This is a genomic window from Okeania sp. SIO1H4 (assembly GCF_010672695.1).
GTDB classification, from domain to species: domain Bacteria; phylum Cyanobacteriota; class Cyanobacteriia; order Cyanobacteriales; family Microcoleaceae; genus Okeania; species Okeania hirsuta.
On record NZ_JAAHGB010000002.1, the window covers coordinates 125,530 to 136,469 of the forward strand.

Sequence of the window (10,940 nt, forward strand, 5' to 3'; positions counted from 1 at the left end):
CGATGTATAGCAATCATAATCCTAACCCTCAAGACTTGATTACAGTTGTGAATGTTTCTCAAATCGATCGTTGGTTCATTCATCAGCGCTTACAAGAACTAATGATTAATAGCTGGTGTTCCGCTAGCGGTGAGTTATTAGTCGAAATCAATAATTTCACTGATGCTCTTCTTGTCCACAGCATTGTTAAGCAATTTGTTGCCCCTCGCAAAGAGTTAGTGGACTGGTTAGAAAGATGCTGGCAGATGGAAGTTTTTCCTAAATACAACCATTGATTTAATGAACAATTCTCATTGGTAATAGATATGGAGTTACCTTCCTTATCTATTACCTGTAGTTTAATATTTTAAGGATAATAACTATGGAAGGCGATCGCAAAACAACTCTATTTATTAATTTTTTGCAGGAAGAATTAGCTATTTCTGCCGCAGCTATTTCTGTAGCACGGAAACACAGTGAAGCTTCTTGTGGACCTCTACCAATGATTCTCTGGAAGTTTGGTATGATTTCTCTCCAACAACTGCAACAAATTTTTGATTGGCATGAGTCTTACGATAGCAATACTTTCTGCTATGATCGACCAATTAGTTAAAAGATGAATTATAAAGTTTATCTAAATAAAAGCTTTCTCGTTGACAAACCCATGTTTAATAGTGATAAATACTTTTAGATTTTGCTTAAATGTAATTTTTACTATCCTAAAGAAAGAAGCAATAGCTACTTTTTCTTAAATAATTAATATGTCATAATCTCTAAAGAAATTATCACTATTCATTCCACCAAAAATAACGCTAAGATTTAGCTCAGTATTAGGGAGGCAGCTACATGAAATTAGATGAGGCGATCGAATTAGATGGACCACCAGTATTTGAATTGGAACAGAAAGTAAGAGTTCGCAAAATAATTCGTAATGATGGTACTTTCCCTGGAAAAAATCGAGGTGACATTCTTTTGGAAGGGGGAGAGGTCGGTTATATTTGTGGCATAGGCACCTTCTTACAAAAATTTTATATTTATTCCGTACATTTCATTAAAAAAGGAATGATTATAGGCTGTCGTAAAAATGAAATAGAAGTTGTAGAGGAAAATTAATGAAAGTAATCTTACGAAATAATGCAGCAGGAAATTTAGAAGTTTATGTTGCTAAAAAAGATTTGGAAGAAGAAGTTGTTTCACAAAAAATTGATGGAGATATTAAAGTTTTAACTTTAACAAATGGTTGGGAATTATCTATTCCTAAAGACCAACCAGAAAAACTACCTTTAACTATCGATGCTAAGAGATTAAACTAAAAGTTTCCTTTCCATAGTTACTCCTTATTGTACAGCCACCAAATGAGATTTATCTCTTGTTTGGTGGTTTTTTTGACCCCAATATATCTAATACCAAGCGTGATAAATGTTTGTTACAAATGGTAGGAACGTTGCATGCAATGTCCGTACGAAAGAAGGAAGAGGGAAGACCGAAGTTGGGGTAAATATTGAAAAAAAGGGAAAAAAGATAGAGATAACTATCTCAAATGAACTGGAGCAGCTATTTTTAAGAATATCTGATCGAGGTCTACCTTTATCTATCAAGACTTTGATATTTAATCAGCAAACCCTACTTAGGATAGCCAGTCATATCAACCCATCTAATATCCCTGTTATTATAGTGAATCTCAAGAATGTGTAACAATTTTTCACGTTGAAGTACAGTGTAAGCTTTTTTAAGTAAATTGTAGGCTTTCTCAGAATCTTCTTCACCACCCCAGTACCATAAAGATCGACCTACTTTAAAGGCAGGTATTACATTATCATCTGTACACTCATCAAGTAGCACTTTATATCTTTCATTGCTAAGTTTACGATAAACCTTTGATGATTCATTTCTGCGGAACTTTTCAGGTACACAAAGTCCCAAACCAGTATCTGATGAAACGGTCTCTAACTGTACTTAAATCCCACATTCCTTCTTCAGGATAGTTTTGTAAAAAATCAGCTAATTGAAAGATTGAAACTGGAAATTCCAAATCATAATACTCTTTTAGTAAGCTTTTAATATCTGCAAACTTTTCCATCAGTTATTTACTGTTTTAATATAATCTATCTATATTGTAGTAAAAATTTATCAATTTGGTATTATACCGTGTCCTCTTTTTTCTTGCTTATTCCTTCTTTTTTCCCTCCTGACTCCTCCCCCCCCTCCAAAAAACTTTTTCAGCAAACCCTAATTACTGAAAAGTGAATAGTAAACTAATTCCTACTACTGCAACTAATACTCCTAAAATTGACCTAATGCTTATTTTTTCTCCCATTTGAGCAGCAATGGGAATTATAAATATTGGGCTGGTAGCTAAGAGGGTTTGAGCAATACCTGCGGGAGAAAATTTTAGGGAAGTTTGCTGTAGCCAAATACCTAAATAAGTGCTGCTAAAAGCTGTAATAAAAATTGCTCCTACAAGTTTCATTGACCAGTTAAATTTCTCTGATTTATCTTGTTTTATTTTCTGAAAAAATAACAATAAAACAACAATAGTTGTTCCTCCAATTAAACGAAATAATGTGCTTAATAAAGGATTAATATCTGAGGAAAGCAAAGCAAAACGGGAGATAACTGCACCACTAGAATTAGCTATTGCTGCTAATATTGCCCAGAGTATTCCTTGTTTGATATTAACATTACTAATTGCTGCACCGGGAGTTCTTTCTGAGATTACCCAAGCTACGCCTCCAACTGTAATTAAAATTCCACACCAAGCACCAAAAGTTAATTGTTCTCCTAAGAAAATTAAAGCTAATAAAGCTGTCATGGGAGGAGATAAAGTTTCCATGAGAAGAGTTCTTCTTGCACCCATATTTTTGAGGGCAGAAAAAAAGGCAGTATCTCCTAAACCAATACCAAGAATGCCACTAATCAGAAATAAATTAATAGTAGTTGAGTTGATTTCTGTCTGAAGTTTGTCACTAATAATTAAAGTTAGAAAAATCAGAGCGATCGCTATTAAACCTTTGAATAAATTTAATTTTAGGGGAGATATTTTTTGCCCAAGTAAGCTATAAGCAGCGGAGGATGCTGCCCATAAAAATGCACCGGTTAATGCTGCTAGTTCGCCTTGAAAATTAGTTATCCACAGTTCCATAATTTTTAGAAGGAAGAAGGAAGAAGGAAGAAGAAAGAAGAAAGAGGCAGGAAGGGTTTAAGAGTCAAGAAAAAAATTTAAATTTCCTACATATATTAAGGAAGAAGGAAGAAGAAAGAAGAAAGAGGGAAGAAGGTTTAAGAGTCAAGAAAAAAACTTAAATTTCCTACATATATTAAGGAAGAAGGAAGAGGGAAGAGGGAAGAGGCAGGAAGGGTTTAAGAGTCAAGAAAAAAACTTAAATTTCCTACATATATTTATGCTTGGGTTTACACAAACTTCCCCCAACGGAGATGATATGACCAATAATAACTATTCAAGTAGTAATAGTAATGAAAAAACTGTATTTATGAGATTTATTAATAAATCCAGTATGATAGTTATTTAAAGTTATTAGTGAAAGGTGTATGGAAGCAACTTATTTAAAGATATCTTTAATACCCAAAAATATAGATACACTAATTAACAAAAATATAGCAAAAGATAATATTGAATCGAGTCTCCACCCCTGATAAAGCAAAATTCCTCCACACAATAGTATGGCGATCGGAAGAAAAATTTTAACAAAAATCCATTGAATAATATTAAAAGCTTTTTGATGAGAAACAATATTGTATAGGGAAGTTTTAATTACCAAAAATACTAATATAATATGTAACAAAAACATCACAAAAAATAATATTGGATCGAGTCTCCACCCCTGAAAAATCAAAATTCCTCCACACCATAGTATGGCGATCGGGACAAAAATCCATTGAACAATATCAAAAGCTTCTTGAGATAATAATTTTTTTAGGGATTCGTTGAAAATTAATAGGGCTAGTAAGATATCTAATAACCCAAGTAAACTCGAATAATTTAAAAGAAGATTCATCATTTTATACTTCTTCGATTATTTACCGAAAAATTAATAATTAATAATTATTAATTAAATAATTCAGCTTACTCTGCCTCCCCTTTCAAGGGGAAAAAAAGAAATAATATTTCCTTACATTCAATTCCGTAACGGTTTTAACCAGAGGTAATTATCAATTATCCATGATCAATTATCAATTAATGAAATTGCTTCCCGTTTTTATGAGGCACAATAAGTAGACTTTTCACAGGGTAAATATTTTTTCCCCACTTCCCCACTCCCCTACTCCCCTACTCCCCTACTCCCTATTTTATGTCTCTGAAACTAACACTAAAAATTAACCAGCCCCACTTCCCAAAATATACAAACTTAACAAAGTTCCACTATTCCATAAACTATGTAACAACATAGAAGATAAAAGATTACGAGACCTGGTATAAACTACTCCCAAAATCATTCCTAAAACTGCCAAAGGTAAAACTTCTGAAATATTCAAATGAGCGACGGCAAATAAAAATCCACTTGCTACAATAGCTCCCCAAACTGACATATATTTTGTCAAAGAAGGCAACAAAAATCCTCGAAACATAATCTCCTCAAAAACTGGTGCAGCAATAGAAGCTGTGACATAAAACAGAGCTAAAGCTAATCCATCTTGCCCTTTCAAAGCAATAGGTAAAATTGGATTACTTCCTCCTTGACCTTGCCATAATTGTTGATTAATTAAAGATATTAAAATTACCATTGGCAAAGCAACAAAATATCCACCCAAACCCCAGAAAAACCAACCACCGCGTAAATCAAATTTAAACCAATCTTTCGGCAGTGGAAAAAATGACTTTAGTGAAAAATAAAGTACCAATAAACCACCTATAGAAAACAGAATATAACTCCCTAAAATATATCCAGCTTGTACCCGCACTCCCATCATTGCAGGTTGCCAATTTGTGAAACCTTTAAAAATCTCTAATCCTAAAGGAATCAAAATTTGTCCGACCAAGAAAAATCCAACTACAAATACTTGTAAAATTGTTTCACCATCCCAGGTTACTTCCCAAGGTAAATTGGCATTTTTTAAGAATAAAGATTCTTTCCCAGAGATTAACAATTGTACTCCTAAAAATATGAGTAATCCTATTCCGAATACTAATCCCATTCCCGGCAAACCAGCAACAATTGCTAACTTAAATACAGCCTGTTGAGCTATTTCTTGTTCCTGGATTTCTAGTTGAGATAAAACCTCTTGTCTTTCCTGTAATTTATATAATTTTTTTAAGGCACGATAACGAAACCATCCATCTAAATTTTTCTGGATTAAAGATTCTGCATCAGGTAAAATTCTCGCTGGTTTATTCCAAATTTCACTTAAAACTTTTGCCGTTTCTCCTAAAGACAGATTTTCTATTTCTGACTTAGTTAAATTTTGCCAACTTTGCCTAGCATCATCTATTTTATTTTTTTGTGCCTGTAAAATTCCGATATTAATATCAAACTCATTAATCAGACTTTTTAACTGATTTATATTCTTGTATAACTGTTTTACTTCTCCTAAATTTTCCACCTCTAAAGTTTGTTTTTCCAGTTGCTGTTGAGCAGACTGACGAGCATTTTTGTATTGTATTAATCCAGCTTCATAAGAATCATTACCAATCAAAGCTTCACTAGCTACAGCAAAATTCTTACTATCTAAATCTTCAGGTTGCCATTCCGCAGCGTGCAACAATAAATTAGTCTGATATAACTCCAGACGACTTTGAATTTGTGGCTGAGTTACACTACTAAATAAAGAAAAACCAATAAAAGAAATGGCTACAATAGTCAGAATACTTAAAATTAATCTTTTAATCGTCATTAATATCTCCTAATAATATCTCTCTAAAATTGCAGATTTTTGCTTCAGTCTAGATATAGTAATTTCATTTGAGTTGCGTAAAAAACCTGGTCTTTTTTAGGCAACAGGTAAGAAGGTTTCCCGGACTTTTTACTGTTAATAAATAACCAACTCTTGTTTGACATCTCATTTGAAAACGCTATATAGCAGACTTCAAGTTTGTGAAGTATAGCAGGGAACAGGCAACAGTGGGAAAAACATTTCCTCTGATTCGGATCATCATCAGTCTACTTAACCTACCGGTTTATTGCTATACACAAATTAAGTCTTTAAACCAGACAGAAAAAATACTATACTTCTGAAAAATAACTTCTAATTTATTAATTATGCTGTACTAAATGATATATAGAATTTTTATCTAGGTCTTCAACAATTAATAATTAATAATTACCTCTCCTTAAAATTATTAAAATTATAGGATTAACGAACTGGATTTTTTGGATTTATTTCTTCTTGAATTTCTCGGTAAAAAATCCATGGATAGATAAAAAGTTGGAAATTTTAACCTCAGATGAACTGTTGCCTTTTCAAGCTGTTATCTAAATTCCAAGATATTTTACCCACAACTGAAATAGAATTCTAGACCATTAGACATAGGAGTGGAAATTACACATATAGATCATATTTTGTGCCTTTTTTCAGAAATTTTCTTCCCTGTTGCCTGTTGCCTGTTCCCTGCTATAAGTACCAAAAACAAGATAAAATCACTCTGTTGCAAAGTTTCCAGCAAATTTATAATCTAAACTATCCATGAGTACCCGTGTTATCCTTGTGCGCCATGGCCAAAGCACCTACAATGTTGAACGTCGAATTCAAGGCCGTCTTGATGTCTCAATTCTCACAGACATAGGCATAAATGCTGCCCGTCAGGTAGGTGAAGCTCTCAAAGGTCTAAAGTTTGATGCTATTTACGCTAGTCCTCTCAAAAGGGCCAAACAAACAGCAGAAATTATCCATTCCTGTTTAAATTCTCCCCCCCCATTACAAAGCAAAGAAAACTTAAGGGAAGTAGATTTACCATTATGGGAAGGAATGTTGCGCCAAGAAGTCAAGGATAAATTTGGAGAAGATTATCGTATCTGGAGTCAACTTCCCCATGAATTTTATATGGAAGTCTCAACACCAGAGGGGCAAATCAAGCATTTTCCTGTTCTATCTTTGTTTGACCAAGCTAAACAATTTTGGCAAGAAACTTTAAGTCAAAATAACGATAAAACTATTTTGGTTGTGGCTCACAATGGTATTAATCGCTGTCTTATCGCTACAGCTTTAGAAATACAACCATCTTTTTATCAATCCATACAACAGTCTAATTGTGGTATTAGCATTCTCAACTTTACTCCTCCTTTCCCTTCTTTTTCTGGAGAAGATAAATCCGGAGGTTCTGTTCAGTTAGAATCAATGAATCTTACTACTCACATTGGTGAGAAATTCCCTAAACCTAGAGAGAAACATCAAGGTCCTCGATTGTTATTGGTGCGCCACGGTGAGACAAACTGGAACCGAGATGGTAAATTTCAGGGACAAATTGATGTACCACTTAATGATAATGGTCGCCTTCAAGGTGGCCAAGCTGCCGAGTTTCTCAAAGATGTACATCTAGATTTTGCTGTGAGTAGTTCTATGTCACGTCCCAAGGAAACGGCAGAGATTATTTTGCAGCACCATCCAGATGTGGAGTTACAGTTAGATGATGGTTTATGGGAAATTAGTCACGGTCTCTGGGAGGGAAAATTTGAATCGGAAATTGAATCTGGTTTTCCTGGTCTGTTGAAGCAGTGGAAAGAATTTCCAGAAACGGTACAAATGCCAGAAGGTGAAAATTTACAGCAGGTTTGGGAACGAGCAATGATTGCTTGGCAAAAAATTATTCGGTCAGTTTCTGGTGTTGGTATTGTCGTTGCCCATGATGCGATAAATAAGGCAATTCTTTGTCAATTATTTGGTCTGGAACCTAAACATTTCTGGAATTTTAAGCAGGGAAATGGGGCAGTTAGCGTAATTGATTATCCTCAAGGGCCAGATGGACAAGCTGTTTTGGAGGCCATGAATATTACTTCTCATTTATCTGGCGGTATTTTGGACAAGACTGCGGCCGGGGCGTTGTAAGGGAAGGCAGAAGGCAGAAGGCAGAAGGCAGAAGGTAATCATATTTTTTCATCGGACTTATCCTCAGACTGTATTTTTGAGATTTGGGGTAAATACTATAGCGCCATATTATTTCTCTCTATCTGAAGAAGACAAAAAAAGCTTTGTCTATCAGAAGGCAAATTTTCACGCTATGAAGAATTGATGGGGATAATTCAATATTTGTCCAATCAAAAAAGGCGATCGCCTTTTTTGATTGGACTTTCTCAAACTATATTTCTCAGATGTGGAACCAAAACTAGGTAGTCTTGCTCGCGTAATGGTATACAGGAAAAAGTAATATCTGGTACGGGAGCAAGATACTCCCACTGCCGTGCCTCGTAAAAAATAATGACAATGCACGACCAATGAAAATTCACCACCGCCAAAAACTATAGCGCCATATTATTTCTCTCTATCTGGAGAAGGTAAAAGAAAACTTTATTTATCCTCGGTAAATTTTCACCCTATGGAGGATAGATGAAAATAATTTAATATTTACCTGGCACTGGAAGACTATCGCCTTTTTTCATCGGACTTCCTCAGAGTAATTTCTCAGATGTGGAGCCAAAACTATAGCGCCATATTATTTCTCTCTATCTGGAGAAGGTAAAAGAAAACTTTATTTATCCTCGGTAAATTTTCACCCTATGGAGGATAGATGAAAATAATTTAATATTTGTCTGGCACTGGAGGGTAATAATTTTTTTTCATCGGACTTCCTCAGATGTGGAGCCAAAACTATAGCGCCATATTATTTCTCTCTATCTGGAGAAGGCAAAGTCAAGCTTTGTATATCAGAAGGCAAATTTTCACGCTATGGAATATTGATGGGAATAATTCAATCCCGACACTGGAAGGCGATCGCCTTTTTCATCGGACTTTCTCAGACTATATTTGTCAGATGTAGAGCCAAAACTATAGCGCCATACTATTTAGTCAAAGGAAAACCTCTTGTAGATTCTTTTAATCACTCTTATCATTCAAAAACATTCTTTTTTCACCCTTGGTACAGCACCTACCACCTTCCTCAGATGAACAGCAAATTATTTCAACAAATCCGAATATTAGACCCAGTTTCCAATACAGACAGAATTGCTGATGTATTAATCATCGATAGTAAAATCGCAGCAGTTGAGACACAAATTTCTGAATTTCCCACTAAAACAGAAATTCAAAATTCCCATGGACTAATTTTAGGCCCTGGTTTAGTAGACTTATATTCTCATAGTGGCGAACCAGGGTTTGAGGAACGAGAAACTATTGAGTCTTTAATTCAAGCTGCTACAGCAGGGGGTTTTACTAGATTAGCTATTTTGCCTGATACTTTTCCACCTGTAGATAATCCTGCTGGTTTGGCTAGGTTGCAAAATTTAGCCAAAAATTATGCTTCTACTCCCATCATTTATTATTGGGGTGCTATTACCCAAGGTTTACAAGGGGAGCAAATGACCGAGTTGGGAGAGTTGGCAACAACAGGAGTTGTGGGGTTTGCCGATGGTTTACCTCTACAAAATCTTGGTTTGTTACGACGAATCTTGGAATATCTCAAACCTCTGAATAAACCTCTAGCTTTATGTTGCAATAATTCTAGGTTGGCGGGTAAAGGGGTAATGCGAGAGGGGTATGATTCTATTCGCTTGGGTTTGCCTGGAGTTCCCACTATGGCTGAAACTTCTGCTTTAGCTGCTGTGTTGGAATTAGTAGATGCTATTGGTACTCCTGTCCATATTATGCGGGTTTCCACTGCTCGGAGTGTGGAATTGATTAGAGTAGCTAAAAATAGGGGTTTGCCTATTACTGCTAGTACAACTTGGATGCACTTGTTGTTGGATACTCAGGCAATGGAGGGTAAGTCTCCTTTTGAGACGGAGTTTTTTCCTTATGACACTAATTTACGTTTGGAACCTCCTTTAGGAAATTCTAGCGATCGCTTGGCTTTGGTTCAAGGTATTAAGGATGGGGTTTTGGATGCTATTGCTATTGAGCATGCTCCTTTTTGTTATGAGGAGAAAACGGTTACTTTTTATGAAGCACCCCCAGGAACTATAGGATTAGAAATAGCATTACCTTTATTATGGCAGAATTTTGTCCAAACAGGAAAGTTGTCGGCTTTAGATTTATGGAGGGTATTAAGTACGGCTCCTAGCAAATGTTTAGGATTAAGTCCTGGAGAGGTAAGACCTCAAAAGTCAGCAGAAGTTACCCTATTTGGGCCTCAAGAAACTTGGGTAGTAGAAAAGCAAACTTTGAAATCTCGTTCTATTAATACGCCTTGGTTGGGAAAACAAATTCAAGGTCGTGTTCTCGAAGTTTAGTTTTAAAGGATTTGACTTTTTCTGAAGTACCCATACTAAATGTAGAGTGATATTCCACGGGAGTTATCTAAGATATGAGTTCTAAAAACTACATAATACTTAGAACAATATTTATTACCATCACTTGAGCGAAAATCAGTCCTAATAATGGACAATGCACCAATTCACAGAAAAACGCTGATTAAGGAATTAGTCAATGGCCAAGGACATGAAGTTATATTTCTCCCTAAATACTCTCCAGGTTTAAATTATATAGAACACGACTTTGGCGCATTAAAGAAGAAAAGAATGTACGAAGGAAAAGATAAATCCATTGATGATATCATTCGAGATTATTGTGCCTCTTAGTGTCCCAGTCTTATTCGGAATGACTATAGCTGCCGCTAGGCTCCGCCAACGCTCATCAAGTCTTTCTCTAATTCCTAGAACTCATACCTGAATTATCAGGGAGTGTTGGCATATCCTAGTGGTGGCAACATTGCTCTCACCTGAACCCTTACATTATCATTTTCTTTGTGGGTTTAATACCCCACCGTCTACACGGTGTTCAAAATTACTTGGGGTGAGAATCCCCATGTAATTTTCCTCCTGTCTCCTGTCTCCTGTCTCCTGTCTCCTTCTTCAAAT

General features: G+C 35.4%; 11 protein-coding genes and 1 pseudogene. 7 read left to right on the forward strand and 5 right to left on the reverse strand.

The annotated features are described in order from the left end of the window. The first annotated feature begins 2 nt into the window (after nucleotides 1-2). The 4 genes from F6K06_RS01075 to nifT all read left to right on the forward strand — a co-directional run bounded on the left by F6K06_RS01075 (nucleotide 3) and on the right by nifT (nucleotide 1,292). Entirely contained in the window at nucleotides 3-275 is a 273-nt protein-coding gene (locus tag F6K06_RS01075) for an Asr1405/Asl0597 family protein (RefSeq protein ID WP_124143219.1), read from the forward strand. Nucleotides 276-361: 86 nt separating this feature from the next. Further along, nucleotides 362-592, forward strand: coding sequence for a DUF2949 domain-containing protein (locus F6K06_RS01080; RefSeq protein WP_124143218.1), 231 nt, complete (start codon nucleotides 362-364; stop codon nucleotides 590-592). A 233-nt stretch (nucleotides 593-825) separates the two neighbouring features. Then, entirely contained in the window at nucleotides 826-1,092 is a 267-nt protein-coding gene (locus F6K06_RS01085; RefSeq protein ID WP_124143217.1) for a nitrogen fixation protein NifZ, read from the forward strand. Continuing rightward, nucleotides 1,092-1,292, forward strand: a complete 201-nt coding sequence (nifT, locus tag F6K06_RS01090; RefSeq protein ID WP_124143216.1) for a putative nitrogen fixation protein NifT — start codon at nucleotides 1,092-1,094, stop codon at nucleotides 1,290-1,292. Before F6K06_RS01085 ends, nifT begins: the two co-directional genes overlap by 1 nt. 310 nt (nucleotides 1,293-1,602) lie before the next feature. On the opposite strand, the gene F6K06_RS01095 is transcribed toward nifT, so the two are convergent. The 5 genes from F6K06_RS01095 to F6K06_RS01115 form a co-directional block, all read right to left on the reverse strand. Beyond that, the gene (locus F6K06_RS01095) at nucleotides 1,603-1,902 is read right to left on the reverse strand and encodes a hypothetical protein (RefSeq protein WP_124154237.1); all 300 of its coding nucleotides are present in this window, start codon (nucleotides 1,900-1,902) and stop codon (nucleotides 1,603-1,605) included. Further along, nucleotides 1,883-2,059 carry a hypothetical protein gene (locus tag F6K06_RS01100; RefSeq protein ID WP_161564920.1) on the reverse strand — a complete coding sequence of 59 codons (177 nt, stop codon included), beginning with the start codon at nucleotides 2,057-2,059 and terminating at the stop codon, nucleotides 1,883-1,885. Before F6K06_RS01100 ends, F6K06_RS01095 begins: the two co-directional genes overlap by 20 nt. A 153-nt stretch (nucleotides 2,060-2,212) precedes the next feature. Then, nucleotides 2,213-3,121 carry a DMT family transporter gene (locus F6K06_RS01105; protein WP_124154236.1) on the reverse strand — a complete coding sequence of 303 codons (909 nt, stop codon included), beginning with the start codon at nucleotides 3,119-3,121 and terminating at the stop codon, nucleotides 2,213-2,215. Nucleotides 3,122-3,539: 418 nt separating this feature from the next. Beyond that, a complete protein-coding gene (locus tag F6K06_RS01110) occupies nucleotides 3,540-3,998 on the reverse strand; it encodes a Ycf66 family protein (RefSeq protein WP_240041535.1) in 459 nt (152 codons plus the stop codon). 316 nt (nucleotides 3,999-4,314) lie between these two features. Then, the gene (locus F6K06_RS01115; RefSeq protein ID WP_124154235.1) at nucleotides 4,315-5,829 is read right to left on the reverse strand and encodes a CPBP family intramembrane glutamic endopeptidase; all 1,515 of its coding nucleotides are present in this window, start codon (nucleotides 5,827-5,829) and stop codon (nucleotides 4,315-4,317) included. Between the two features lie 789 nt (nucleotides 5,830-6,618). On the opposite strand from F6K06_RS01115, the gene F6K06_RS01120 reads away from it, so the two are divergent. The 3 genes and pseudogenes from F6K06_RS01120 to F6K06_RS01130 all read left to right on the forward strand — a co-directional run. Then, on the forward strand, nucleotides 6,619-7,977 hold the full coding sequence (locus F6K06_RS01120) for a histidine phosphatase family protein (protein ID WP_124143213.1): 1,359 nt from the start codon (nucleotides 6,619-6,621) through the stop codon (nucleotides 7,975-7,977). Between the two features lie 1,052 nt (nucleotides 7,978-9,029). After that, complete coding sequence (locus tag F6K06_RS01125) at nucleotides 9,030-10,313, forward strand: dihydroorotase (protein ID WP_124143229.1); 1,284 nt, start codon at nucleotides 9,030-9,032, stop codon at nucleotides 10,311-10,313. Nucleotides 10,314-10,409: 96 nt separating this feature from the next. Then, a pseudogene (locus F6K06_RS01130) lies at nucleotides 10,410-10,661 on the forward strand (transposase); the annotation flags it as partial. Between the last annotated feature and the right edge of the window lie 279 nt (nucleotides 10,662-10,940).

Excerpts from the sequence above, each read along its gene's own strand:
- F6K06_RS01125 (WP_124143229.1), top strand. The coding sequence starts at position 9,030 with ATGAACAGCAAATTATTTCAACAAATCCGAATATTAGACCCAGTTTCC.
- F6K06_RS01120 (WP_124143213.1), top strand. The coding sequence starts at position 6,619 with ATGAGTACCCGTGTTATCCTTGTGCGCCATGGCCAAAGCACCTACAAT.
- F6K06_RS01115 (WP_124154235.1), bottom strand. The coding sequence starts at position 5,829 with ATGACGATTAAAAGATTAATTTTAAGTATTCTGACTATTGTAGCCATT.
- F6K06_RS01110 (WP_240041535.1), bottom strand. The coding sequence starts at position 3,998 with ATGATGAATCTTCTTTTAAATTATTCGAGTTTACTTGGGTTATTAGAT.
- F6K06_RS01075 (WP_124143219.1), top strand. The coding sequence starts at position 3 with ATGTATAGCAATCATAATCCTAACCCTCAAGACTTGATTACAGTTGTG.
- F6K06_RS01100 (WP_161564920.1), bottom strand. The coding sequence starts at position 2,059 with ATGGAAAAGTTTGCAGATATTAAAAGCTTACTAAAAGAGTATTATGAT.
- F6K06_RS01080 (WP_124143218.1), top strand. The coding sequence starts at position 362 with ATGGAAGGCGATCGCAAAACAACTCTATTTATTAATTTTTTGCAGGAA.
- F6K06_RS01085 (WP_124143217.1), top strand. The coding sequence starts at position 826 with ATGAAATTAGATGAGGCGATCGAATTAGATGGACCACCAGTATTTGAA.
- F6K06_RS01105 (WP_124154236.1), bottom strand. The coding sequence starts at position 3,121 with ATGGAACTGTGGATAACTAATTTTCAAGGCGAACTAGCAGCATTAACC.
- nifT (WP_124143216.1), top strand. The coding sequence starts at position 1,092 with ATGAAAGTAATCTTACGAAATAATGCAGCAGGAAATTTAGAAGTTTAT.